The 24,845-nt window shown below is 71.2% G+C and carries 21 protein-coding genes; 2 read left to right on the top strand and 19 right to left on the bottom strand.

The features are described from left to right. Window positions 1-43 precede the first annotated feature (43 nt). From aroB to ORI94_RS21025, 15 genes are all read right to left on the bottom strand, one after another. The gene (gene aroB / locus ORI94_RS21095) at window positions 44-1,138 is read right to left on the bottom strand and encodes a 3-dehydroquinate synthase (RefSeq protein ID WP_266077965.1); all 1,095 of its coding nucleotides are present in this window, start codon (window positions 1,136-1,138) and stop codon (window positions 44-46) included. Further along, on the bottom strand, window positions 1,135-1,617 hold the full coding sequence (locus ORI94_RS21090) for a shikimate kinase (protein ID WP_266078184.1): 483 nt from the start codon (window positions 1,615-1,617) through the stop codon (window positions 1,135-1,137). The genes aroB and ORI94_RS21090 overlap by 4 nt, the downstream gene beginning before the upstream one ends. 26 nt (window positions 1,618-1,643) lie before the next feature. Then, a complete protein-coding gene (gene aroC, locus ORI94_RS21085; protein WP_266077964.1) occupies window positions 1,644-2,828 on the bottom strand; it encodes a chorismate synthase in 1,185 nt (394 codons plus the stop codon). 57 nt (window positions 2,829-2,885) lie between these two features. After that, a complete protein-coding gene (locus ORI94_RS21080; protein WP_266077962.1) occupies window positions 2,886-3,362 on the bottom strand; it encodes a hypothetical protein in 477 nt (158 codons plus the stop codon). A 51-nt stretch (window positions 3,363-3,413) separates the two neighbouring features. After that, window positions 3,414-4,250, bottom strand: a complete 837-nt coding sequence (locus tag ORI94_RS21075) for a shikimate dehydrogenase (protein ID WP_266077960.1) — start codon at window positions 4,248-4,250, stop codon at window positions 3,414-3,416. Then, entirely contained in the window at window positions 4,240-6,048 is a 1,809-nt protein-coding gene (mltG, locus tag ORI94_RS21070) for an endolytic transglycosylase MltG (protein ID WP_266077958.1), read from the bottom strand. The genes ORI94_RS21075 and mltG overlap by 11 nt, the downstream gene beginning before the upstream one ends. Window positions 6,049-6,172: 124 nt before the next feature. Then, entirely contained in the window at window positions 6,173-6,637 is a 465-nt protein-coding gene (gene ruvX, locus ORI94_RS21065) for a Holliday junction resolvase RuvX (RefSeq protein WP_266078182.1), read from the bottom strand. A 35-nt stretch (window positions 6,638-6,672) separates the two neighbouring features. Beyond that, a complete protein-coding gene (gene alaS / locus ORI94_RS21060; RefSeq protein ID WP_266077956.1) occupies window positions 6,673-9,345 on the bottom strand; it encodes an alanine--tRNA ligase in 2,673 nt (890 codons plus the stop codon). Further along, entirely contained in the window at window positions 9,345-9,716 is a 372-nt protein-coding gene (locus tag ORI94_RS21055) for a hypothetical protein (protein ID WP_266077954.1), read from the bottom strand. The genes alaS and ORI94_RS21055 overlap by 1 nt, the downstream gene beginning before the upstream one ends. A gap of 7 nt (window positions 9,717-9,723) precedes the next feature. Beyond that, window positions 9,724-10,224, bottom strand: coding sequence for a DUF948 domain-containing protein (locus ORI94_RS21050; RefSeq protein WP_176726233.1), 501 nt, complete (start codon window positions 10,222-10,224; stop codon window positions 9,724-9,726). A 336-nt stretch (window positions 10,225-10,560) separates the two neighbouring features. Next, window positions 10,561-11,175 (bottom strand): 30S ribosomal protein S4, encoded by a 615-nt coding sequence (rpsD, locus tag ORI94_RS21045; protein ID WP_042174091.1) that lies wholly within the window; start codon window positions 11,173-11,175, stop codon window positions 10,561-10,563. Window positions 11,176-11,506: 331 nt separating this feature from the next. Beyond that, a complete protein-coding gene (locus ORI94_RS21040) occupies window positions 11,507-12,862 on the bottom strand; it encodes a replication-associated recombination protein A (RefSeq protein ID WP_266077950.1) in 1,356 nt (451 codons plus the stop codon). Between the two features lie 113 nt (window positions 12,863-12,975). Further along, entirely contained in the window at window positions 12,976-13,635 is a 660-nt protein-coding gene (locus ORI94_RS21035; protein ID WP_266077948.1) for a vitamin K epoxide reductase family protein, read from the bottom strand. 288 nt (window positions 13,636-13,923) lie between these two features. Next, window positions 13,924-15,186 (bottom strand): histidine--tRNA ligase, encoded by a 1,263-nt coding sequence (gene hisS / locus ORI94_RS21030; protein ID WP_266077946.1) that lies wholly within the window; start codon window positions 15,184-15,186, stop codon window positions 13,924-13,926. A gap of 11 nt (window positions 15,187-15,197) precedes the next feature. After that, window positions 15,198-15,914, bottom strand: coding sequence for an MBL fold metallo-hydrolase (locus ORI94_RS21025; RefSeq protein WP_266077944.1), 717 nt, complete (start codon window positions 15,912-15,914; stop codon window positions 15,198-15,200). 181 nt (window positions 15,915-16,095) lie between these two features. On the opposite strand from ORI94_RS21025, the gene ORI94_RS21020 reads away from it, so the two are divergent. Both ORI94_RS21020 and ORI94_RS21015 read left to right on the top strand, forming a co-directional pair. Next, window positions 16,096-16,917: a peptidylprolyl isomerase gene (locus ORI94_RS21020; RefSeq protein WP_266078180.1), complete on the top strand. Its 822-nt coding sequence runs from the start codon at window positions 16,096-16,098 to the stop codon at window positions 16,915-16,917. 136 nt (window positions 16,918-17,053) lie between these two features. After that, window positions 17,054-18,283, top strand: a complete 1,230-nt coding sequence (locus ORI94_RS21015) for a DUF349 domain-containing protein (protein WP_266077942.1) — start codon at window positions 17,054-17,056, stop codon at window positions 18,281-18,283. Between the two features lie 106 nt (window positions 18,284-18,389). On the opposite strand, the gene ORI94_RS21010 is transcribed toward ORI94_RS21015, so the two are convergent. The 4 genes from ORI94_RS21010 to secD form a co-directional block, all read right to left on the bottom strand. Next, window positions 18,390-20,966: a RelA/SpoT family protein gene (locus ORI94_RS21010; RefSeq protein WP_266077940.1), complete on the bottom strand. Its 2,577-nt coding sequence runs from the start codon at window positions 20,964-20,966 to the stop codon at window positions 18,390-18,392. Window positions 20,967-21,184: 218 nt separating this feature from the next. After that, complete coding sequence (locus ORI94_RS21005; protein ID WP_042174106.1) at window positions 21,185-21,733, bottom strand: adenine phosphoribosyltransferase; 549 nt, start codon at window positions 21,731-21,733, stop codon at window positions 21,185-21,187. Further along, window positions 21,730-22,851, bottom strand: coding sequence for a protein translocase subunit SecF (gene secF, locus ORI94_RS21000; RefSeq protein WP_266077937.1), 1,122 nt, complete (start codon window positions 22,849-22,851; stop codon window positions 21,730-21,732). The genes ORI94_RS21005 and secF overlap by 4 nt, the downstream gene beginning before the upstream one ends. Before the next feature lie 3 nt (window positions 22,852-22,854). Beyond that, on the bottom strand, window positions 22,855-24,657 hold the full coding sequence (gene secD / locus ORI94_RS20995) for a protein translocase subunit SecD (protein ID WP_266077935.1): 1,803 nt from the start codon (window positions 24,655-24,657) through the stop codon (window positions 22,855-22,857). Window positions 24,658-24,845 lie beyond the last annotated feature (188 nt).

Genomic DNA, 24,845 nt, shown 5'->3' with positions numbered 1-24,845 from the left:
GCGGGGCCGGGGGGCCTGCCCGAAGGAGCAGGCCCCCCGGGTGTTACTCCGCCACTTCCCCGTACGCGGCGAGCAGCACCGCCGGATCCGGGCCTTCCAGCACGGTGGGCCTGGCGAGGCCGTCGAGGACGACGAAGCGCAGCAGGTCGCCGCGGGACTTCTTGTCGACCCTCATGTTCTCCAGCAGCCTGGGCCACTGGTCGTGGCGGTAGCGCAGGGGCAGCCCGACCGATTCGAGGACGGCGCGGTGCCGGTCGGCGGTGGCGTCGTCCAGCCGGCCGGCGAGCCGGCCGAGCTCGGCGGCGAAGTGCATGCCCACCGACACCGCCGCGCCGTGGCGCCACTTGTAACGCTCGTTCTTCTCGATGGCGTGGCCGAGCGTGTGACCGTAGTTGAGGATCTCCCGGCGGCCCGCCTCCTTGAGATCGGAGGAGACGACGTCGGCCTTGACCCGGATCGAGCGCTCGATGAGCTCGGCGGTGTGCGGGCCCGCCGGGGTGCGTGCGGCCTGCGGGTCGGCCTCGATGAGATCGAGGATGACCGGATCGGCGATGAAGCCGGCCTTGATGACCTCCGCCAGCCCGGAGACGTAGTCGTTGGTCTGGAGGGAGTCCAGGGCGGCGAGGTCGCACAGGACCCCGGCGGGCGGGTGGAAGGCGCCCACCAGGTTCTTGCCCTCGGCGGTGTTGATGCCGGTCTTGCCCCCGACGGCCGCGTCGACCATGGCCAGCACGGTGGTCGGCACCGCGATCCAGCGCACCCCGCGCAGCCAGGTGGCGGCCACGAACCCGGCCAGGTCGGTGCTGGCGCCGCCGCCCACGCCGACGATGACGTCGGTCCGGGTGAACCCGGACTGGCCGAGTGCCTTCCAGCAGTAGGCGGCGACCTCCGCGGTCTTGGCCTCCTCCGCGTTGGGCACCTGGATGGCGACGGCCTCGTAGCCCTGCTCGGCGAGATCGGCGCGGAGCGCCTCGCCGGTCTCGGCCAGGGCCTCGGGGTGGACGACCGCGACCCGCTTGGTGCCGGTCCCGATCAGCCCGCCGAGCTCGCCCAGGAGCCGCCGGCCCACCAGGACCTCGTACGGGTCGGTGCCCGCGGTACCGCCGATGTGGATCCGCGTCACTGCCTCGCTGCTCATGCCTGCTTCAACTCCAGTGCGTCCAGGGTGGAGGCGGTGACCTCCTCGGGCGTGCGGCCATCCGTGGCCACGACGGCCGTGGCCACCTCCTCGTACAGGTGGCGCCGGGCCTCCATCAGCTCGCGCCACTGCTTGCGCGGGTTGACGGCGAGCAGCGGCCGGGCGGCGCCCAGGCCGGTGCGCCTGACCGCCTCCTCGACGTCCATCGACAGGTAGACGACCCGCTGCCCGGCGAGCAGCGCGCGCGTGTCGACGTCGAGGACGGCGCCGCCGCCCAGGGCCAGGACACCCTCGTGCTCGGCGAGCGCGGCGCGCACCGCCTGCTTCTCGAGCACGCGGAAGGCGCTCTCGCCCTCGTCCACGAAGATCTCGGCGATGCTGCGGCCCTCGGCGGCGACGATGTCGTCGTCGGTGTCCCGGTAGCCGACACCCAGCCGCTCGGCAAGCAGGTGTCCGACGGTGGACTTGCCGACGCCCATCGGGCCGACCAGCACGATCAGCGGGGTCACCGGATGGCCAGGTTCTCGAGGTAGGACGTCACGTTGCGGCGGGTCTCGGGGACACTGTCACCGCCGAACTTCTCCGCGACCGCGTCCGCGAGGACCAGGGCGACCATGGCCTCGGCGACGATCCCGGCCGCCGGTACGGCGCACACGTCGGAGCGCTGGTGGTGGGCGGCGGTCTCCTCGCCGGTGACGACGTCCACGGTCCTCAGCGCCCGCGGCACGGTCGCGATCGGCTTCATCGCGGCCCGCACCCGCAGCAGCTCACCGGTGCTCAGGCCGCCCTCGGTGCCACCGGAGCGGCCCGAGGCGCGCCTGAGGCCCTCGTCGGTGGCGACGATCTCGTCGTGCGCCTTCGAGCCGGGCACCCGCGCCAGGTCGAAGCCGTCGCCGACCTCCACGCCCTTGATCGCCTGGATGCCCATGAGGGCGGCGGCCAGCCGGGCGTCGAGCCGCCGGTCCCAGTGCACGTGCGAACCGAGCCCGACCGGTACGCCGTACGCCAGCACCTCGACGACTCCGCCGAGGGTGTCGCCGTCCTTGTGGGCCTGGTCGATCTCCGCGACCATCGCCTTCGAGGCGTCCGGGTCCAGGCAGCGCACCGGGTCCTCGTCCAGCCGCTCCACGTCGGCCGGGGCCGGGTACACGCCGTAGGGGGCCTTCGCGGCCGCGAGCTCCACGACGTGGGAGACGATCTCGACGCCGGCCGTCTCCTTCAGGTACGAGCGGGCCACGGCGCCCAGCGCCACCCGGGCCGCGGTCTCCCGCGCGGAGGCCCGTTCCAGCACCGGGCGGGCCTCGTCGAAGCCGTACTTCTGCATGCCGGCGAGGTCGGCGTGGCCGGGGCGCGGGCGGGTCAGCGGGGCGTTGCGGGCGAGGCCGGCCAGCACCTCGGGGTCGACCGGGTCGGCCGCCATGACCTGGTCCCACTTAGGCCACTCGGTGTTGCCCACCATGACCGCGACCGGGGAGCCGAGGGTGAGGCCGTGCCGGACGCCGCCGAGGAAGGTGACCTCGTCCCGCTCGAACTTCATCCGGGCACCGCGACCGTAGCCCAGCCGCCGCCTCGCGAGATGGTCCGCCACCATGTCCGTGGTGATCGGGACGCCGGCGGGAAGGCCCTCCAGCGTCGCGACGAGTGCGGGACCGTGGGACTCCCCCGCGGTCAGCCAGCGCAACCTGCTCAACGGTGCTCCTCCATGCTCGCGCCCGGTACTGCCCTGCGCACGCGCCGTCGCGTACGGCTACGGCGCGACGGGGTGCGCGGCCCCGGCCCGCCACGTCCGATCCTCCCACGTCCGGATGGCGTGTCCGGTCGCCGGTCCATCAGTCGGACGAGCGGTGAGGGGCGGCAGGCCCACCGGCGCCGGGGCACAGCGGTACCGGCTGCCCGGGTGCGCGGGCCCCGGGCAGCCGGTCACCGCTGTGCCCCGCGGTGACCTGCGCGGGGGGCGGGCGCCACGGCCCGGCCGGCCGGGCTGCGGCGCGTACCGGCCCAGGTGGTCGGCTCCGCCGCCCTGTCCGTACGGGGCCGCGTGGACCGGCCGGCCCGCCCGGGTGGCGCACCGGTGTGCGCTCCTGCGCTCGGTCCTGCCGGCCCAGGAGGCGACGACGAGAACGACCAGGGCCGGCACCGTGATCTGCACCCGGTCGGGCAGGAAGCCCCGTACGGACTCGAAGATCCGAGCCTTCCAGGACGCCAGTGGCGTGCCTGCGGACATGAACGCGTGTCCCTCCCCCGGTTCCGTCCCCCTGCGGAACCGGACGGGATCCTATCGGGCCGCGAGCGCCCGCTCCCCCGCTTTTCGCATGGCGTCCAGCGGGGCCGGTGCACGCCCCGTCATCTGCTCGACCTGGAGCACCGCCTGGTGCACCAGCAGGTCGAGCCCGCCGACCACCGCACCGCCGTATGCCGACCAGCGGGCCGCGAGGGCGGTCGGCCAGGGGTCGTAGAGGACGTCGAAGAGGGCCGCCGGGCGTTCGGGAACGGCTCGGGCGAGGGTGTCGGTGACGCCCGCCGGGGTGGTGGTGACCACCAGCGGAGCGTGCAGGGCCCGTTCGGCGTCGTCCCAGTCGGCGATGCGCACCGCCACGTCCAGGCGCTCGGCCCACTGCCGCATCTCGGCGCCTCGCGCGGCGCTGCGCACGTAGACGACGACCTCGCCGGCGCAGATCCGGGAGAGCGCGGCGAGCGCGGACGACGCGGTGGCCCCGGCACCGAGGATCGCGGCGGTGTCCACCTTGTCGATGCCGTGCTCGCGCAGGGCGGCGACCATGCCGGGGATGTCGGTGTTGTCGCCGGTCCGGCGGCCGTCCTCGGTGAAAACGACGGTGTTGACCGCGTCGACCGAGGCCGCGGTCTCGCTGATCCCGTCCAGCAGCGGGATCACCGCCCGCTTCAGCGGCATGGTCAGCGACAGTCCGGCCCAGTCGTCCCCGAGCTTCTCGAAGAAGCCCGGCAGGGCTTGCTCGTCGACGTCGAAGCGGTCGTACGTCCGGCCCTCCAGGCCCAGCTCCGCATAGGCGGTGCGGTGCAGCACCGGGGAGAGGGAGTGGGTGATCGGGGAGCCCAGGACCGCCGCACGTAGCGCCCCGGCCCTAGCTGGCATTGAACTTGTCCTTCAGCTTCAGGAAGTCGTCGTGCGTCCTGGCGAATTCTGTCTTGTTCACGCCGTCGGTGGCCACGAAATAGATCCAGCCCTCCTCGGTGGGATCCAACGCCGCTTGAAGAGCGTCTTTGCCGGGGTTGCCGATGGGTCCGGGTGGCAGACCCTTGTTGGTGTAGGTGTTGTACGGGTCCTTGTTGCTGTTGATCTCGGACTCGCTGATGTCGATGTTGCTCTCGCCCTTCAGGTAGTTGAAGGTCGAGTCGAACTGGAGCAGCTGGTTCGTCTCGGTGTTGGTGGGCTTGAGGCGGTTGTAGATGACCTCGGACATCTTGCGGAAGTCGTCGTGGGTCTTGCCTTCGGCCTGCACCAGGCTCGCGACCGTGACCAGTTCCCACGGCCCTTCGAGACCGAGACTCCCGGCCTTCTCCTCGAACTGCAGTTCCTCGTACGTGTCGGCGGCCCGGCCCACCATCTCCTTGAGCACCGCCTCGGGTTTCGCGCCCTTGCCCACCGCATAGCTGGACGGGTAGAGGAAGCCCTCCAGCGGGTCCTTGACGTCCTCGTCGTTCACGGCCCAGTCGGGCAGGCCGAGCTTCTCCCACTCCTTCTCGGCAACCTTCGCGGTGGTGCCGTCCTCGACCTCGAGGCGTTCGTCGATGAGCTTGTAGATCTCGGCGTTGCGCTTGCCCTCTGCGATGATCAGGTTGTTGCGGCTCTTCGGGCTGAGCATCAGCTCGACCGCGCTCTCGGCCGACATCTCCAGCTCGAGCGTGTACACGCCGTCCTGGATCGTCTTGCCCTGCGGATTGCCGGCCTGGGCCGCGACGAAGGCGTCGACGCTCTTGACGACGCCTTCCTTCTTGAGCACCTGGCCGATGGCGTATCCGCCGGACCCCTTGGGGATCGTGACGGTCACCTGCTCGCCGTTGCCGTCACCCGCGAAGTCCGGGGCGCTGCCGAGACGATCCTTGACGAACTGCCAGCCGATATAGCTCACACCGGCCGCACCGCCGCCGAGGACCAGCACCACCACGAGGCAGGCGAGCCCACTGCGCCGCTTCTTTTCCTTGGCGCCCTTACCGCCCCTGGCGCCTTTGCCCCGGCGGTCGCCGCGACCGCCCGGCTCGTCGTCCTCGTCCTGGTCGTCGCCCGAGAAGAAGGCGTGTTCGCCCTGGTCCGGCCCCGGGTCCCAGTCGGTCCGCGACTCCGGTTCCGCGTCCTGCTCCCGCTGCCGGCCGGGCTCGGCGCCGCGCCGGGCGGGCGGCTCCGGCGGCGGATAGGCGTCGGGGGTCGCGTAGTAGTCGGACTGCTGGTCGCCGTACGTCCCGCCCTGCTGACCGTACGGGTCCGTGGGACCGGCCGCCGCGTACGGGTCCTGCGGGTGGGCGGGGGCTCCGGTCTGCCAGCCGCCCGTGTCGTACTGCTGCTGGTCCGGATGCTGCTGGTTCGGATGCTGCTCGTCCGGGTGCTGCCGGTCCGGGTGCTGTGCCTGCTGGGGGGCGTACTGCTGGCCGTACTGCTGCTCGCCGTACTGCTGCTGGTCGTACTGCTGGTGACCTTGCTGCTGGTCGTACTGCGCGTACTGCTGCTGTCCGTACCCGCCCTGCTGCTCGGCGGTGCCCCAGTCGCCGTACTGCTGCTGCGGCTGCTGCGGGTAGTGCTGCGCCTGGCCGTCGTAAGAGGGCTGCTGACCCTGCTGGGCCTGCTGGCCCTGCTGCCCTGTCCACCCGCCGTCCCCGTACAACGGGTCGTCCGGATGCCACGGTGCGGAGCCTTGGCCCCGGCCATACTCAGTCATCGATCCCCTAGAGCCGCGAGGCGGCGGTCACGCGGCTGTGGGGGTGGCCGACGTCCGTTCCGCCTCTCTTTAGCGGCGGCTGTTCGAACGCCACCGCATCGCGCGGAACGTTACCGTACCGCGATCAGCTCACCACTTCGACGCCCTCACCGGGTGCGTTGCCTGACACCCGTTCGGATTCGAGGGCCTGCTGGAGGATGACCACGGCGGCGGCCTGGTCGATGACGGAGCGTCCCTTCCTGGACTTCACACCGGAGGCGCGCAGCCCCTGGCTCGCCGTCACCGTCGTCATGCGCTCGTCGACGAGGCGCACGGACACCGGCGCGATCCCGCGGGCCAGTTCCCGCGCGAAGCCGCGGACCTTGACCGCGGCGGGGCCCTCGCCCCCCTTGAGGGAACGAGGGAGGCCTACGACGACCTCGATCGGCTCGTACTCCTCGACGAGCTGCCGAAGGCGCCGGTGAGCCGCCGGGACGTCCCGGCCGGGAACCGTCTCGACCGGGGTGGCGAGGATCCCGTCGGGGTCGCACGAGGCGACCCCGATCCGGGCGTCCCCGACGTCGATCGCGAGCCGGCGGCCGCGGCGCATCGCCGGGCCGCCCGACGGGTCAGGCATCGAGTCGCTCACTCGGCCGTGTCCGCCACGAGCCGCTCGACGGCGTCGACGGCGTCGCCGACGGCGGCCGCGTTCTGGCCACCGCCCTGGGCGACGTCCGGCTTGCCGCCACCGCCGCCGCCGAGGGTCTTGGCGGCCGCGCGGACCAGGTCACCGGCCTTGAGACCGCGCTCGCGGGCGGCCTCGTTGGTGGCGATGACGGTGAGGGGCTTGCCGCCCACGGTGGTGAACAGGGCGACGACGGCGGCCCGGCCGCCCTGGATGCGGCCGCGTACGTCGAGGACCAGCTTGCGCAGGTCGTCGGCGGTGGTGCCGTCCGGGACCCGGCCGGTGACCACGGCGATGCCGCGGATGTCCTTGGCGGAGGCGGCGAGACCGGCGGCGGCCTGCAGCACCTTCTCGGCGCGGAACTTCTCGATCTCCTTCTCCGCGTCCTTGAGCTTGCCGAGCATGGCGGAGACCTTCTCCGGGAGCTCCTCCGGGCGCCCCTTGATCAGCTCCTGGAGCTGGGCGACGACGGTGTGCTCGCGGGCGAGGAAGTTGTAGGCGTCCACACCGACCAGTGCCTCGATGCGGCGCACACCGGAGCCGATGGAGGACTCGCCGAGCAGCTTGACCAGGCCGAGCTGGGCGGTGTTGTGCACGTGGGTGCCGCCGCACAGCTCCTTGGAGAAGTCGCCGATGGTCACCACACGCACGCGCTCGCCGTACTTCTCGCCGAACTCGGCGATGGCACCCTGCTTCTTGGCCTCGTCGATGCCCATGACGTCGGCACGGACGTCCAGGTCGCGGGCGAGCACCTCGTTGATCTTCTGCTCGACGTCGGTCATCACGGCCGTCGGAACGGCGGACGGCGAACCGAAGTCGAAGCGGAAGCGGCCGGGCTGGTTCTCGGAACCGGCCTGGGCGGCCGTCGGGCCGAGGGCGTCGCGCAGGGCCTGGTGGGTGAGGTGGGTGGCCGAGTGGGCGCGGGCGATGGCCGTGCGGCGGCGCTCGTCGATGGAGGCGTGGGCCTTGGCGCCGAGGGTGACCTCGCCGACCTGGACGACGCCCTTGTGGACGTACACGCCCGGCACAGGCTTCTGGCAGTCACGGACCTCGATGACGGCACCGGAGTCGGCCCTGATCCGCCCGGTGTCACCGATCTGGCCGCCGCCCTCGGCGTAGAACGGGGTGCGGTCGAGGACGATCTCCACCTCGTCGCCCTCGGCGGCGGCCGGTGAGGAGACGCCGTCGACCAGGATGCCCACGACGGTGGACTCGCCCTCGGTGGCGGTGTAGCCGGTGAAGTCGGTGGCACCGGCCCGGTCGGCGATCTCACGGTAGGCGCCGAGGTCGGCGTGGCCGGTCTTCTTGGTCCGCGCGTCGGCCTTGGCCCGTTCCCGCTGTTCCTTCATGAGCCGGCGGAAGCCGTCCTCGTCCACGGACAGGCCCTGCTCGGCGGCCATCTCCAGGGTGAGGTCGATCGGGAAGCCCCAGGTGTCGTGCAGCAGGAAGGCCCGGTCGCCGGACAGGACGGTGCCACCGGACTGCTTGGTCTCGGTGACGGCGGTGTCGAGGATGTTGGTGCCGGCCTTCAGCGTCTTGAGGAAGGCGTTCTCCTCGGCGACGGCGACCTTCTCGATCCGCTCGCGGTCGGTGATCAGTTCGGGGTACTGCTGCCCCATCATGCCGATGACGACGTCGACCAGGTCCTTGACGACCGGGCCGGTGGCACCGAGGAGGCGCATGTTGCGGATGGCGCGGCGCATGATGCGGCGCAGCACGTAGCCGCGGCCCTCGTTGCCCGGGGTGACGCCGTCGCCGATGAGCATGACCGAGGTGCGCATGTGGTCGGTGACCACGCGCAGCGAGACGTCCGAGTCCTCGGCGTCGCCGTAGCGGACCCCGGTCAGGGCGGTGGCCCTGTCGATGACGGCCATGGAGGTGTCGATCTCGTACAGGTTCTGCACGTCCTGCAGAACCATGGCGAGCCGCTCGAGGCCGAGACCGGTGTCGATGTTCTGGCTCGGCAGGTCCCCGAGGATCTCGAAGTTGTCCTTGCCGATGCCCTCGCCCCGCTCGTACTGCATGAAGACGAGGTTCCAGATCTCCACGTACCGCTCGTCGTTGACGGCGGGGCCGCCCTCGGCGCCGAACTCGGGGCCGCGGTCGTAGTTGATCTCGGAGCAGGGACCGCAGGGGCCGGGGACGCCCATGGACCAGTAGTTGTCCTTCATGCCCAGGCGCTGGATGCGCTCCTCGGGCACGCCGACGACGTCGCGCCAGATGCGCTCGGCCTCGTCGTCGTCCTTGTAGACGGTGATCCACAGGCGCTCGGGGTCGAGGCCGTAGCCGCCCTTGTCCTGGGGGCTGGTGAGCAGCTCCCAGGCGAGCTTGACGGCGCCTTCCTTGAAGTAGTCGCCGAAGGAGAAGTTGCCGCACATCTGGAAGAACGTGCCGTGCCGGGTGGTCTTGCCGACCTCTTCGATGTCCGGCGTGCGGACGCACTTCTGGACGCTGGTGGCGCGCGCGAAGGGCGGCTTGACCTCGCCCAGGAAGTAGGGCTTGAAGGGCACCATGCCGGCCGGGACGAGGAGCAGAGTCGGGTCGTCCGCGATGAGCGACGCCGAAGGGACGACGGTGTGCCCGCGCTCCTCGAAGAAGCTCAGCCAGCGGCGGCGGATCTCGGCCGACTCCATCAGTGGTCCTCATTCCGGTTGTACGGGTTCGTCAGGTACGCCGAGCCCTCGGCGTACCGCGGGTTGGTCTTCGGGCTGTTGCGGTTCTCGAGGGCGGCGTACCGGCCGGACCGCGGGAGTTCCCGGTCGACGGGGGCGCCGAGGCCGAGGGCGTCGCCGAGTTCGGCCTCGCGCCGGGCCATGTGGTCGCGGACGTCGAGGGCGAAGTCCGCCGCCCGGTCCTTGATGCGGCCGCCGGTCTCGATCGCCTTGTTCGCCGCGGTCGCGGCGAGGCTCTCGGGCGTCAGCTGCCTCAGTTTCCGGTTGACCTTGGTGGTGGCCCACACACCTGCGGCGACGCCGGTGCTGAACCAGAACGTACGGCGGAACATCGCTGGGTCAGTCCTTCTTTCCCCGGGTGCGCCTCGCCCGCCGCGTGCCCGGGACGGTGCGGCCCACGATCACGGTGCGGCCCGGCGCCTTCGCGGGCTCGGTCCTGTCGGACGCCTGCCTGGCGGACGCGTCCTCCTTACGGCCGCCGACGGCCCGGCGCACGCCGTAGCCGAAGGCGGCGACCTTGACCAGCGGGCCGCCGAAGGTGGAGGCGACGGTGGTCGACAGGGCGGAGGCGTTGGAAGTGACCTCCTGGACGTCGGAGGCGATCGCGTCGACCCGCTCGATCTGGGTCTGCGCGGAGCGCACCGCGGTGGAGGCGTCGGCCAACAGCGGGACGGCCTGGTCGGTCACGTCCGCCACGAGCCTGGTGGTCGCCCGGAGCGTCTGGGCCAGCCTCGCCAGCGCGACGGCGAGGAAGGAGACCAGGATCGCCCAGAACACGGCCACCAGGATTCCGGCCACCTCTCCACCGGACACTGTGCGCACCTGCTCCCTGAGAGACATGCCTGAACATCGAGAGAATCGTGCACCGAGCCTATCGCGCCGCCGGCAGGACTCCGTACCGGATTAACGCCCGGCGCGGGGACGCGGCCCGGCCGGGACGAGGCGGTGCGCCGGGCGCCGCACGGGGCCGGGACCGGAGCCGCGGCGGCCGCTTCGGCACCGGGCACGACCGTGCGCAGGCGGCTGCCGGGGCGGCCACGCAGCAGCCCGCCCGGCGGGGGCCCCCGCGCGGGGGGGGGCGGCGGGGGGGGGGCCCCCGCCCCCCCCCCCGCGGGGGGCCCCCGGGGGGGGGGGGGGCCCCCCCGGGCGGGCTGGGGTACCGCGTGCCTGCCGGGGTCAGCGGGCGTAGTACTCGACGACGAGCTGCTCGTCGCAGATCACCGGGATCTCCTTGCGGTTCGGCTCACGGTCCAGGCGGAACGCCAGGGACTTGAGGTTCACCTGGAGGTAGCGCGGGGTCTCGCCGTCGGGGGCGAAGCCACCCTCGCGGGCGATCGTGAACAGCGTCTTGTCCTTGCTGCGCTCACGGACCTGCACGACGTCGTCCGGGCGGACGCGGAAGGAGGGCTTGTCGACCTTCTTGCCGTTGACCTGGATGTGGCCGTGGGTGACCATCTGGCGGGCCTGGTAGATCGTGCGGGCGATGCCCGAACGCAGGACCAGGGCGTCGAGGCGGCGCTCGAGCTCGATGACGAGCGCTTCACCGGTCTTGAGCGACGTCTTGGCGGCACGCTCGTACGCGCGGACGAGCTGGCGCTCGCTGACGTCGTACTGGGCGCGCAGACGCTGCTTCTCCAGCAGACGGACCTTGTAGTCCGAGTTCTGCTTGCGGCCGCGGCCGTGCTCGCCCGGCGGGTAGGGGCGGGCCTCGAAGTACTTGACGGCCTTCGGGGTCAGCGCGATACCGAGGGCACGCGACTTCTTGACCTTGGGGCGGGACTGATTCGCCACTGTCTCTTTCACCTTCGTTTTGTCGGCTCACCAGGGTTAGGGGAGGTCGCATCCGCAGCCGGGGAAACCCCGCGGGTCCGTGACGGACCTGCCGGGCAGCCGTTCCCCTGGTCTGGGCACATACGTGCAGCACGCGAGTGGCCCACCGGCCGGTCCCGGACGTCCGGGTGGTGGTGGGCTGCCCGCGACACCGTTCGACGGTGCGCGACGCTCCTGGATTCCCTGCCCCCGGGGGGGCGGGTCTCCGGCTGGATGTCCCGCTCTGGTGGTGCCGGTTTCCCTTGCGGGTATCCGGACGCGGGACGCAGCTTCGGCAGATTCTACAGGGTGCTCACGGCTGCTTCCGACCGAGGTGCTTCCTGGTCCACTCCACCGCGTCGGCGTACCGCGCCTCGGCGCCGTGCCGGGTGGGTTCGTAGTACGCGCGGTCCTTGAGGGCGTCCGGGGCGTACTGCTGCTGGGCTATGCCCTCGGAGAGGTCGTGCGGGTACACGTACCCCTGGGCGTGGCCCAGCTTGGCCGCGCCCTGGTAGTGCCCGTCGCGCAGGTGGGCCGGCACGGGCCCGGCCAGTCCCTTGCGGACGTCGTCGAGGGCGGCGCCGATCGCGGTGGTGGCCGCGTTGGACTTGGGGGCGAGGGCGAGGGCGATGGTGGCGTGGCTGAGGGTGAGGGCCGCCTCCGGGAAGCCGATCATGGCGACGGCCTGGGCGGCGGCGACCGCGGTCTGCAGGGCGTGCGGGTCGGCGAGGCCGATGTCCTCGCTGGCGGAGATCATCAGGCGGCGGGCGATGAAGCGGGGGTCCTCACCGGCCTCGATCATCCGGGCGAGGTAGTGCAGGGCGGCATCCACGTCGGAGCCGCGAATGGACTTGATCAGAGCGCTGGCGACGTCGTAGTGCTGGTCTCCGGAACGGTCGTACTTCACTGCGGCCCGGTCGACCGTCTCCTCCAGGGTGGCCAGGGAGATCTCCGTCTCGCCCTTGTCCAGCGCGGCCCCCGCCGCGGCCTCCAGGGCGGTCAGGGCGCGGCGGGCGTCCCCGCCGGCGATGCGCACCAGGTGGCTGCCGGTGTCCTCGGGGAGGGTGAGGGCGCCTTTCAGGCCCCGCTCGTCGCCGAGCGCGCGGTGGAGCAGGTCCCGGATGTCGTCGTCGGTGAGGGGTTCGAGGGTGAGCAGGAGCGAGCGGGACAGCAGCGGGGAGATGACCGAGAAGTAGGGGTTCTCGGTGGTCGCGGCGATCAGCGTGACCCAGCGGTTCTCGACCGCGGGGAGCAGGGAGTCCTGCTGCGCCTTGCTGAAGCGGTGGATCTCGTCGAGGAAGAGGACGGTCTCCTTGCCGTACCCGCCCGAGGCGCGGCGGGCGCCGTCGATGACCGCGCGGACCTCCTTGACGCCCGCGGTGATCGCCGACAGTTCGACGAAACGCCGGTCGGTGGCCTGGGAGACGACGTGGGCCAGGGTCGTCTTGCCGGTGCCGGGCGGCCCCCACAGGAACACCGAGGACGGGCCCGCGGGGCCAAAGGCGCCCTCGCCGACCAGCCGGCGCAGGGGCGAGCCGGGCTTCAGCAGATGCTGCTGGCCCACCACCTCGTCGAGGGTGCGCGGGCGCATCCGGACGGCGAGGGGGCTGCCGGTCGGGTCCTTCTCCTGGCGTTCTTCGGCTGCGGCGGTGAACAGGTCGGGCTCCACACCGAAACCCTAAAGGACCGCACCGACAGCGCGGCTCGCGCGGTCGGTGCGGTCCTTGCGGCCCCGGGGCCGGTGCGGTTCCTGCGGCCCCGGGGCCGGTGCGGCCGGGGCGGTCAGCTGGTCCAGAACTCCCACCAGCGGGTCAGGATCAGCATGCCGATGATGCCGATGTGCAGCACGGGCATGACCCAGGTGAACTCGCCGAAGAAGCTCTTCAGCCAGCCAGGGGCGGGCAGGAAGCCCTTGCGGACGTTGAACGACGTGACGTACCAGAACATGATGATGGTGGCGACCCAGGCCAGGCAGCACCACAGGCACAGGGCGTTGATCCGGTACAGGGACTGGACCGTCAGCCAGGCGCAGAAGACGACACCGAAGAGGGTGCCCGCGTTGAGGGTGAGCCAGTACCAGCGCGGGAAGCGTGCCCCGGCGAGCAGGCTCATGCCCACGCAGACGACGATGCCGTAGGTCACGAGGCCCAGCATCGGGTTGGGAAAGCCGAAGACGCTCGCCTGGTCGCTCTCCATGACGCTGCCGCAGGAGACCACCGGGTTGAGGCTGCAGCCGGGAACGAAGGTCTCGCCCCTGACCTTGGCCTCGAGCAGTTTGAACTTGTCCAGTGTGATGATCCACGCGGCCAGGACACCGGCGGCGCCGGTGACGACCAGCAGCAGGGCGAACGCACGGCCGGCGCCCTCGCGCGGCGGCCCGGCGGCGGGCCCCGGAGCGGGATCGGGCTCGGTGGAAACGTCCTTCACTGTCGTCTTGCTCATCACGCCGATTCCGTCACTGGAGAGTGTGGACCTGCTTCGGGCAGGGTCATTGTGCCGCACGTGACCGTGGGTTCACCGCCCACTGGCCATAAGACCGTACGGACAGTCACCGCAGGTGTACGGTTTCGGCCGCAGTATGTGCTCCGGCCGTACATACACTCCAGCCTAAGTCCCCGGGCGGGGGAATCGACGTCCGGGGAATTGACACGGCGACGCCACCGACGACGAAGGCGCCGGGGCCTCTGGGGCACACCGGCGCCTTCGTGCGCGTCAGGGCGAGGACGGGAGTCAGCCGAGCCGGGCCTCCAGCTCGGCCACGATCTCGTTGACGCCCACCGCGGTCTGCTCGCCGGACTCCATGTCCTTGAGCTGGACGACTCCCTCGGCGAGATCGCGCTCGCCGAGCACCAGGGCGTAGCGCGCGCCCGAGCGGTTGGCCGCCTTCATCGCCGCCTTCAGGCCCCTGCCGCCGTAGGCGAAGTCGGCGGCGACGCCGTTCTTGCGCAGTTCGGTGACCTTGGCGAACAGCACCCGGCGGGCCTCCTCGCCGAGCGGGACGGCGAACACGCTGGTGGTGGCCGGGAGTTCGAGCTCGACGCCCTCCGCCTCCAGGGCCAGCACGGTGCGGTCGACGCCGAGCGCCCAGCCGACGGACGGCAGCGCGGGTCCGCCGATCATCTCCGAGAGACCGTCGTAGCGGCCGCCGCCGCCCACCGCGGACTGGGAGCCCAGACCGTCGTGGACGAACTCGAAGGTGGTGCGCGTGTAGTAGTCCAGTCCCCGCACCAGCCTGGGGTCGTCCTCGTAGGCGACGCCGGCGGCCGTGACCAGCTCGCGGACCTCCTCGTGGTACGCCTTGCAGGCGTCGCACAGGTAGTCACGCAGCAGCGGGGCGCCGGTCAGCTGCTTCTGCACCGTCTCGCGCTTGTCGTCCAGGACGCGCAGCGGGTTGATCTCCGCGCGGCGCAGGGTGTCCTCGTCCAGGTCGAGACCGCGCAGGAAGTCCTGGAGCGCGGCCCGGTAGACGGGACGGCACTCCTTGTCGCCCAGGGAGTTCAGCAGGATGCGGAACGCGCTGAGTCCCAGGGAGCGGTACGCCTGGTCGGCCAGGATGATCAGCTCGGCGTCGAGCGCCGGGTCCTCGGCCCCGATCGCCTCCGCTCCGACCTGGGAGAAGTGACGGTAGCGGCCTTTCTGGGGTCGCTCGTAGCGGTAGTACGAGCCGGAGTACCAGAGCTTGACCGGGAGGTTGCCCGCCTTGTGCAGGTTGGCCTCGAGGGCCGCGCGCAGCACGGAGGCCGTGCCCTCGGGCCGCAGGGCGAGGCGGTCGCCGCCCTTGGTCTCGAAGGCGTACATCTCCTTGGTGACGATGTCGGTGGACTCACCGACACCGCGCGCGAACAGCTCGACGTTCTCGAAGCCGGGCGTCTCGATGTAGCCGTAGCCGGAGCCGCGCAGCGGAGCGGCGATGGCCTCGCGGACGGCGAGGTACTTGGCGCTGTCCGGCGGGATCAGGTCGTAGGTGCCCTTGGGGGCCTTGAAGGTGCTCACGGAAGGTCTTGTCACATTCCTCGTCGGGGGGCGCCGGCGGCGCCGCGTCCTTGGCGGTCCGCCGCCACCTGCCGCAGATACGGGTTGGTGGCGCGCTCCTGGCCGATGGTCGTCCGGGGGCCGTGTCCGGACAGCACCACGGTCGGGTCGTCGAGCGGCAGGCACACGCGGGCCAGCGAGTCGAGCAGGTCGGCCATGTCACCGCCGGGCAGGTCGGTGCGTCCGACGGAGCCGGCGAACAGCAGGTCGCCCGAGAAGAGCACCGGCGGGATGTCCGCCGCCTCGGGCAGGCCGAAGGTCACCGACCCCTTGGTATGGCCCGGTGCGTGCGCGACCGTCAGCTGCAGCCCGGCCAGGTCGAGCTCGGCTCCGTCGGCCAGCTCCTTGACGTCGGCCGGTTCCCCGACGCTCAGCTCGCCCATGAGCGGCATGCCGATGGTGCGGCCGATGCCCTTCTCGGGGTCGCTCATCATGTACCGGTCGTCGGGGTGGATCCAGGCCGGTACGTCGTGCGCGCCGCACACGGGGACGACCGAGGCCACGTGGTCGATGTGGCCGTGGGTGAGGACGACGGCGACGGGCTTCAGCCGGTGCTTGCGGACCGCCTCCTCGACTCCGGGGGCGGCCTGGTGGCCGGGGTCGATGATCACGCACTCCTCACCGGCGGCGGGGGCGACGAGATAACAGTTCGTCCCCCAGGCCCCGGCGGGGAACCCGGCAATGAGCACGTTCGTCCTTCGTTGTGTCGGTACGGGAGACTTGCCACGGGACTCGCGCCCGTGGTCAGAGCCTACCGGCGCTGCCGTTTCCTCAGCCAACCCATATACGGTACGGGGCACACGCAGTCAGTCGGCCCGCCGCCCGCACGCGTATATCGGTCGGCACACGAGAGGCATGAGGAGTAACCCGGTGGTCAGCCAGGAGCAGCGGCGGCGTCAGCTCGCCCGGGAGAAGTTCTTGCGGCAGCAGCAGCGGCGTACCGAGGCACGCCGCAAGTCGCGGATCCGCAACTCGGTGATCGCGTCCGCCCTCGGTGTGGTCCTGGTCGGCAGCCTCGGGCTGTACACGGCCGGGGCGTTCGACCAGGACGAGGGCAGGTCCGACGCGAGTGCGGAGGTCACGCCCAGCGCCGAGGCGCCGAGCAGGGCGCCCGATCCGTGCGAGAAGCCGGCGGAGGGCAAGGTCGCCTCGAAGACCTGGAAGAAGGAGCCGGCGATGTCCATCGACGAGTCGGCGAAGTACACGATGACGCTCGACACGACCTGCGGCACGATCGACATGGAGCTGAAGGCGTCGGCGGCCCCGCACACCGTCAACTCGTTCGCGTTCCTCGCCGGTGAGGGCTACTTCGACCACAGCACGTGCCACCGGCTCACCACCAACGGCATCTACGTGCTGCAGTGCGGTGACCCGACGGGCACCGGCACCGGCGGCCCCGGCTACACGATTCCGGACGAGAACCTGAAGGACAAGAGCCTCAAGGACGACACCTACCCGGCGGGCACCGTCGCCATGGCGAACACCGGGCAGAAGGACAGCGGCGGCAGCCAGTTCTTCCTGGTGTACGAGGACAGCCCGCTCCCGCCGAGCTACACGCCGTTCGGCACCGTCTCGGCGGACGGCCTGAAGGTCCTGAAGAAGATCGCCGAGGCCGGCGACAGCACCGGAGCGGGTGACGGAGCCCCCAACGCGACGGTCGTCATCGACAAGGCGACCGTCAGCAAATCCTGACCGTCTCACTGCGGAATTTCGGTCGCGCGGGATGCGGACAGGCATCCCGTCGGTCGCCTAGATTGACCGTGACGAAAACTGTGGACGATGCCCGGGGGCAGCAGATCCCCCGCAGGCATCATGTGGAGGAGGCGCTGTGAGCAGCGACCCGTGGGGCCGCGTCGACGAGACGGGGACCGTGTACGTGCGTACGGCCGACGGAGAGCAGGTCGTCGGTTCCTGGCAGGCGGGCTCCCCCGAGGAGGCTCTGGCCTACTTCGAGCGCAAGTACGAGGGCCTGGTTGTGGAGATCGGCCTCCTCGAGAAGCGGGTGAAGACCACCGACCTGTCCTCGAAGGACGCCATGGCGGCGATCGGGCACCTGCGCGAGCAGGTCGACGCCCATCACGCGGTCGGTGACCTGGCCGCCCTGCGGGTGCGGCTGGACAAGCTCGTGGAGCTGGTGGAGACCCGGCGCGAGGAGCGCAGGGCGCAGCGGGCGAAGCAGTCCGACGAGGCGCGCCAGGCCAAGGAGGCGCTGGTCGCCGAGGCGGAGGAGCTGGCGGGGTCGGACCAGTGGCGGGCGGCCGGTGAGCGGCTGCGGGCGCTGGTGGACACCTGGAAGGGCCTGCCGCGGCTGGACCGCAAGTCCGACGACGAGCTGTGGCACCGCTTCTCGCACGCGCGGTCGGCGTTCTCCAAGCGGCGCAAGCAGCACTTCGCGCACCTGGACGCGCAGCGCGAGGAGGCCCGCAAGACCAAGGAACGTCTGGTCGCCGAGGCCGAGGCGCTGTCGAAGTCGACGGACTGGGGTGCGACGGCGGCGCGCTACCGGGACCTGATGTCGGAGTGGAAGGCCGCGGGCCGTGCCCAGCGTGAGCACGAGGAGGACCTGTGGAACCGCTTCCGCGGCGCCCAGGACGTCTTCTTCGCCGCTCGCGGCTCGGTCTTCGCCGAGCGTGACGCGGAGCAGACGGAGAATCTCAAGCTCAAGGAGGAGCTGGCCGGGGAGGCGGAGAAGCTCCTGCCGATCACGGATCTGAAGGCCGCCCGCGCCGCGTTCCGCGCGCTCAACGAGCGGTGGGAGGCCATCGGCCATGTGCCGCGGGACGCCCGGCCGAAGGTCGAGGGCCGGATGCACACCGTCGAGCGGGCCATGCAGGAGGCCGAGGAGGCCGAATGGCGCCGGACCAACCCGGAGGCACGCGCGCGGGCCGAGGGCCTGACCGGTCAGCTCCAGGCAGCCGTGGACAAGCTGAAGGGCCAGATCGAGCAGGCACGGGCGCAGGGCAACGACGCCAGGGCCCGGAAGCTCGAGCGTGAGCTGGAGGGCCGCCAGGCACTCCTGGACCAGGCTCTGAAGGGGCTGCAGGAGTTCGGCGGCTGAGGACCGCCGTCACCGTCACGGCCACCGCGAGGTCAGAGGGGCTCCCGTACCGCGTGTGCGGGAGCCCCTCTGTCGTGCCGTGTCGTGCGCCGGGGCCGGACGGCCCCTACGTCCGGTTGCGGGCCGAGGTCACCCTGTACACGTCGTAGACGCCCTCCACGCCCCGTACCGCCTTCAGGACGTGCCCGAGGTGCTTCGGGTCGCCCATCTCGAAGGTGAAGCGGGAGGTGGCGACGCGGTCGCGGGAGGTCTGGACGGCCGCGGAGAGGATGTTGACGTGCTGGTCGGACAGCACACGGGTGACGTCCGAGAGCAGCCGGGAGCGGTCCAGTGCCTCGACCTGGATGGCGACGAGGAACACCGAGGACTGGGAGGGCGCCCACTCGACCTCGAGGATGCGCTCGGGCTCACGGGACAGCGAGTCGATGTTCACGCAGTCGTTGCGGTGGACGGAGACGCCGTTGCCACGGGTGACGAAGCCGATGACCGGGTCGCCGGGGACCGGTGTGCAGCAGCGGGCCAGCTTGACCCAGACGTCGTCGACGCCCTTGACGACGACCCCGGGATCGGCGTTGGAACGGCGCTTGCGTCCCCGGCCGCGGGCCGGCGGCACCGACTCGTCGATCTCCTCGGTGGCCGCCTCCTCGCCGCCGAGGGCCTGCACCAGCTTCTGGACGATGTTCTGCGCGGCGACATGGCCCTCGCCGATCGCCGCGTACAGCGCGGAGATGTCCGAGTAGCGCATCTCGTGCGCGAGGGTGACCAGCGAGTCGCCGGTGAGGATGCGCTGGATCGGCAGGTTCTGCTTGCGCATCGCGCGGACGATGGCGTCCTTGCCCTGCTCGATCGCCTCGTCCCGGCGCTCCTTGGAGAACCAGGCGCGGATCTTGTTGCGGGCACGCGGTGACTTGACGAAGCCGAGCCAGTCCCGGGAGGGGCCCGCGCCGGCCGCCTTGGAGGTGAAGACCTCCACCAGGTCGCCGTTGTCCAGGGTCGACTCGAGCGGTACGAGCCGGCCGTTGACCCGGGCCCCTATGGTGCGGTGGCCGACCTCGGTGTGGACCGCGTAGGCGAAGTCGACCGGGGTGGCTCCGGCGGGGAGCGCGATGACGTCGCCCTTGGGGGTGAAGACGAAGACCTCGTTGCGGGACAGGTCGAAGCGCAGGGACTCCAGGAACTCGCCGGGGTCCTCGGTCTCCTTCTGCCAGTCGAGCAGCTGCCGCAGCCACGCCATGTCGTTGACGGCGGCGGATTCCTTGTCGGCCTTGCCGTACCTGCCCGGGGCGACGTCGGTGCGCACCTTCGAGGCGCCGGCGACGGCCTCCTGCTTGTACTTCCAGTGCGCGGCGATGCCGTACTCGGCGCGGCGGTGCATGTCGAACGTGCGGATCTGCAGCTCGACCGGCTTGCCGCCGGGGCCGATGACCGTCGTGTGCAGCGACTGGTACATGTTGAACTTGGGCATCGCGATGTAGTCCTTGAACCGGCCGGGGACCGGATTCCACCGCGCGTGCACCGTGCCGAGGGCCGCGTAGCAGTCGCGGACGGTGTCCACCAGGACGCGGATGCCCACCAGGTCGTAGATCTCCGCGAAGTCCCTGCCGCGGACGATCATCTTCTGGTAGACGCTGTAGTAGTGCTTGGGACGGCCGGTGACGGTCGCCTTGATGCGGGCCGCGCGCAGGTCCTGCTGGACCTCGTCGGTCACGATCGCCAGGTACTCGTCGCGCTTGGGGGCGCGCTCGGCGACCAGGCGGACGATCTCGTCGTACATCTTGGGGTAGAGGATCGCGAAGGCGAGGTCCTCCAGCTCCCACTTGATGGTGTTCATGCCCAGCCGGTGGGCGAGCGGCGCGTAGATCTCCAGGGTCTCGCGCGCCTTCTTCTCCTGCTTGTCGCGCTTGAGGTAGCGCATGGTGCGCATGTTGTGCAGGCGGTCGGCGAGCTTGATGACCAGGACACGGGGGTCCTTGGCCATGGCGACGACCATCTTGCGCACGGTCTCGGCCTGCGCGGCCTCGCCGAACTTGACCTTGTCCAGTTTGGTGACGCCGTCGACCAGCAGGGCGACGGTGTCGCCGAAGTCCCGGCGGAGCTGTTCCAGCCCGTACTCGGTGTCCTCCACCGTGTCGTGCAGCAGGCCGGCCATCAGGGTGGCCGGGTCCATGCCCAGCTCGGCGAGGATGGTGGTGACGGCGAGCGGGTGTGTGATGTACGGGTCGCCGCTCTTGCGCTTCTGGCCGCGGTGCCAGCGCTCGGCGACCTGGTAGGCGCTCTCGATCTGGCGGAGCGTGGAGTTCTCGATCTTGGGGTCGTTGCCGCGCACTATCCGCAGCAGCGGCTCCAGCACCGGGTTGTACGGGTTGGCGCGCTGGACACCGAGCCGGGCGAGCCGGGCGCGGACGCGGTTGGAGGAGCCGGAACGGGACGGCTGCCCGCTGTTGGGGCGGACCGCGGGGGCGGAGCGGTCGGGCGACGGAGGTCCCCCCGCGCGGGCGGGGCCGGAAGTGGGGGACGGCTTGGGGCGTGGCTGCTCGGGCTTCTCGGCGGCGGCGGCCTGGGCGTGCTGGACCGGCCCGCGCGGGTCGTTCTTCGCGTGGGGCGTGCTCGGCACGGGCTTGGCCGCGGCAGCCGAGCCGGACTCGGGCTTGTCTGCGGTCAGGTGCTGGGCCTCGTCTGCCAAGAGGACTCCTCGTACGCGGTCCGGGTCCCCAGGTCAGGTTCCGGAGCCCCCATGGTAGCCATCCCGGGTCGGCGGATCTCCTTCGGACCGGTGTCCGGACCGTTTCCCGGTGAAACGCACGGGGCGGGCACCGGATTCCCCCGGTGCCCGCCCGCGCGGTGTCCGTCACGCCCGTCCCGCCTCGTGCGGAGCCGGGGAACGGCGTTCCGGGCCGCTCGTCAGATCGTGAGCAGTGCCTCCAGCGGAGCGCCGGCCAGGGCCGGTTCCACGCGCGCCCGGCCACCCAGGAAGCCGAGCTCCATGAGCACGGCCAGGCCCACGACCTCGGCGCCCGCCCTGCGGATGAGCTGGACCGACGCCTCGGCGGTGCCGCCGGTGGCGAGCACGTCGTCGATCACCAGGACGCGGTCGCCGGCGGCGAGGTCCTCGGCGTGCACCTCGATCTCGGCGGAGCCGTACTCCAGGTCGTACGCCTGGCTGAGCGTGGCTCCGGGGAGCTTGCCCGCCTTGCGTACGGGGATGAAGCCGAGGCCGGCGCGGACGGCGACCGGGGCGCCGAGGATGAAACCGCGGGCCTCCAGGCCGACGACCTTGGTCGCGCCGGTGCGTCCGGCGATCTCCGCGAGGGCGTCGCTGAGGGCGCCGAACGCCGCCGGGTCGGCCAGGAGCGGGGTGATGTCCTTGAACATCACGCCCGGCTCCGGGTAGTCCGCCACGTCCCGGATGCGGCTCAGCAGCAGTGCGGAGACATCGGTGAGTTCGGTCATCGGCGCTTTCCCGAAGGTCGGCCGCGGCCGTGGCCGCGGGAGGCGGACTGGTCGCGGGGGCCGACGACGACGGCAGCGGCGTCGTCCGGCCCGTCGTCGTGGCCGTCGCCGGGTACCCGGGCCCGACTCGGCTCGTCGTCCGTTCCGGTGCCCTGGGCGCGCTTGGCCAGGACGCGCTTCTTCAGGGACTTCAGCGACGGCTCGAGTTCCTTGAGGTCGGCGACGAGCGGGGTGGCGATGAAGATCGACGAGTAGGCGCCGGCGGCGAGGCCGACGAACAGGGACAGCGAGATGTCGTTCAGCATGCCGGCGCCGAGGACACCGCCACCGATGAACAGCAGGCCCGCCACCGGCAGCAGCGCGACCACCGTGGTGTTGACGGAACGGACCAGGGTGCCGTTGATGGAGCGGTTGGCGATCTCGCTGTAGGTCCAGCGGGACTGCTTGGTGATGTCCCTGGTCTGTTCCTTGAGGCTGTCGAACACCACGACCGTGTCGTAGAGCGAATAGCCGAGGATGGTCAGCAGACCGATCACCGTGCCCGGTGTGACCTCGAAGCCCACGAGGGCGTAGACGCCGACGGTGATGGTGATGTCGTGGATCAGCGCGATGAACGCGGCGAGGGCCATGCGCCACTCGAAGGCGATCGCCAGATAGATCACGACCAGGACCAGGAAGATGCCGAGACCCTGCCAGGCCTTGTTGGCGATCTGTTCGCCCCAGCTGGGTCCGACCAGGTCGGCGTTGATCTGCTCCGCCTCGACGCCCAGGTCCTCGGAGAGCGCCGTCTTGATCCTGTCCGAGGTGCTGGTGTCGATGGCCGCGATCTGGATGCGCAGGCTGCCGTCACCGAGCTTCTGGACGATGGCGTCGTGGCCGGAGGCCTCTTCCGCGTACTCCTCGGCCTGGGAGACCGAGGCGCTCATGTTCTTCGGGGTGGTGAAGACCGCCCCGCCCTGGAACTCGATGCCCATGTGCAGGCCGCGTACCGCCAGGCCGGCGATGGCCAGGACGGTGATCAGGATGGAGACGCCGTACCAGAGCTTGCGGTTCTTGATGAAGTCGTAGCCGACCTCACCGTGGTGCAGCCGGGCGCCGAGCTGACCGAGCTTCGACATCTCTCACGCCTCCTTCGTCTGGGCGGGGGCGGGGGCGGAGGGTCGGCGGGTGCGGCGGATCGGGGGCTTCGCCCCGAGCGCCTTCGGGTCCAGGCCCGACCACTTGTGGCCGCCGGCGAAGAACTTCCGGCGGGCCATCAGGGTCAGGAGCGGCTTGGTGAACAGGAACACCACCACGACGTCGAGCAGCGTGGTCAGGCCGAGCGTGAACGCGAAGCCCTGGACCTTGCCGACGGAGACGACGAAGAGCACCGCGGCGGCGAGGAAGGACACGAAGTCGGAGACCAGGATGGTGCGCCGGGCGCGCGGCCAGGCACGCTCCACGGCGGTGCGCAGGACGCGTCCCTCCCGGATCTCGTCCCGCACCCGTTCGAAGTACACGATGAACGAGTCCGCCGTGATGCCGATCGCGACGATGGCGCCGCAGACGGCCGGGAGGTTCAGCGCGAAGCCGATGGCCGGGCCGAGCAGCGCCATGATCACGTAGGTGAGGGAGGCGGACACCAGCAGCGAGATGATGGCGATGAACGACAGACCGCGGTAGTAGAGCAGCAGGTACAGGACGACCAGGGCGATGCCGATCGCGCCGGCGATCAGGCCGGCCTCGAGCTGCTCGCCGCCGAGCGCGGCGGTGACGGTGGTGACGCTGTCCTCGCGGAACGTCAGCGGCAGGGCGCCGTAGGACAGCATGTTGGCGAGTTCCTCGGACGACTTCTGGGTGAAGTTGCCGGAGATCTCCGCGTTGCCGCCGGTGAGGGCCTGGCTGACGTACGGGTCGGAGACGACCTCGTTGTCCAGGACGATGGCGAACTGGTTCTGCGGGGACGGGTTCTGGGCGAGCCGGCCGGTGACGTCGGCGAACTTCTTGCTGCCCTCGTCCGTGAAGTCCATGGTGACGGTCCAGCCGGCACCGGTCTGCGTGTTGAGGATCGCCTGGGCGTCGTCGACGTCCGTGCCGTCGACGGCGGCGGGGCCGAGGATGTACTTCTGCCACTGGCCCTGGGAGTTCTGGCCGCAGGCCACGGTCGAGTCGGTGGCCTTGGTGCCGTCACCGGCGGTGGCGCGGACGCTCGCCTTGGTGCAGTCGAGCGCGGCGTACTGGGCCTGGAGCTCGTTGTCGGTCTCGGCGGCGCCGTCCGCCGCGGGTGCGGAGGGGCTGGCCCCGGCCTCGGCCGAACCACTGGCGGTCGCGGACGGGGTGGGGTCGGCCCTCAGGGCCTCGGTGACCGCACGGCCCTGGGTGGTGGCGCTCGCCGACGGGCTGGTGGAGGCGGGCAAGGACCCCTCGTCGGTGGTCTTGTCCGCGGCCTCCTCGCTCGCGCCGTCGGTGGCCTTGTCGCCCTCGTCCTCGGCGGATGTGTCACCGGTGGCGCTCGGCGTGGGAGCGGCACCGCCCGCGGCGAGCTCGGTGGCGACGACCGGACGGAAGTAGAGTTTGGCGGTGGTGCCGACCTGTTCCCGGGCCTGTTCGGAGTTGGTGCCCTTGGGAATGTTGACGATGATGTTGCGGTCGCCCTGCGTCTGGACCTCGGCCTCGGAGACACCGAGGCCGTTGACGCGACGCTCCATGATGGAGACCGCGGTCGCCATGTTGGTCGGGTTGATCGCGGATTCCTGGCCGGCCTCGGGGACGGCCGCCAGCGTGATGCTGGTGCCGCCGGCGAGGTCGATGCCCAGACGCGGAGTGGTGTGCCCCGAGGCGAACATTCCCCCGGTGAGCGCCACGATGGCGATCAGGATCAGGGCCAGCGAGCGCCACGGTTTGCTCGTGGCGCTCGCGTTGCGTCCCTTTTTGAGTGCTGCCACCTTCTCGTACTCCCTCTCGGGCCGCCTCGCGCTCGGTCGAAGGGCGGGCGGCCATGACATGGTCTCGGGGTGCCGCGCGAGCTGGGCATGTCCCGGGGTGGGGGGGGCCGGGGGGCCCGCCCCCCCCCCCCCCCCCCCCACCCCCCCCGCCCCCCCCCGCCCGCGCGCAGGCCGCGCGGCCGGCCCCG

The sequence above is a fragment of the Streptomyces sp. NEAU-W12 genome, assembly GCF_026242095.1.
In the GTDB taxonomy this organism is placed as follows: domain Bacteria; phylum Actinomycetota; class Actinomycetes; order Streptomycetales; family Streptomycetaceae; genus Streptomyces.
The sequence above is the reverse complement of the archived record's forward strand: the minus strand, read 5'-3'. Positions and strand labels throughout refer to the sequence as shown.

Bases quoted from the DNA above. Each gene is read 5' to 3' on its own strand.
- aroB (WP_266077965.1), bottom strand. From the start codon at position 1,138: ATGAGCAGCGAGGCAGTGACGCGGATCCACATCGGCGGTACCGCGGGC.
- ORI94_RS21090 (WP_266078184.1), bottom strand. From the start codon at position 1,617: ATGGGCGTCGGCAAGTCCACCGTCGGACACCTGCTTGCCGAGCGGCTG.
- ORI94_RS21080 (WP_266077962.1), bottom strand. From the start codon at position 3,362: ATGTCCGCAGGCACGCCACTGGCGTCCTGGAAGGCTCGGATCTTCGAG.
- ORI94_RS21075 (WP_266077960.1), bottom strand. From the start codon at position 4,250: ATGCCAGCTAGGGCCGGGGCGCTACGTGCGGCGGTCCTGGGCTCCCCG.
- mltG (WP_266077958.1), bottom strand. From the start codon at position 6,048: ATGACTGAGTATGGCCGGGGCCAAGGCTCCGCACCGTGGCATCCGGAC.
- ruvX (WP_266078182.1), bottom strand. From the start codon at position 6,637: ATGCGCCGCGGCCGCCGGCTCGCGATCGACGTCGGGGACGCCCGGATC.
- alaS (WP_266077956.1), bottom strand. From the start codon at position 9,345: ATGGAGTCGGCCGAGATCCGCCGCCGCTGGCTGAGCTTCTTCGAGGAG.
- ORI94_RS21055 (WP_266077954.1), bottom strand. From the start codon at position 9,716: ATGTTCCGCCGTACGTTCTGGTTCAGCACCGGCGTCGCCGCAGGTGTG.
- ORI94_RS21050 (WP_176726233.1), bottom strand. From the start codon at position 10,224: ATGTCTCTCAGGGAGCAGGTGCGCACAGTGTCCGGTGGAGAGGTGGCC.
- ORI94_RS21035 (WP_266077948.1), bottom strand. From the start codon at position 13,635: ATGAGCAAGACGACAGTGAAGGACGTTTCCACCGAGCCCGATCCCGCT.
- ORI94_RS21005 (WP_042174106.1), bottom strand. From the start codon at position 21,733: ATGACCGAACTCACCGATGTCTCCGCACTGCTGCTGAGCCGCATCCGG.
- secF (WP_266077937.1), bottom strand. From the start codon at position 22,851: ATGTCGAAGCTCGGTCAGCTCGGCGCCCGGCTGCACCACGGTGAGGTC.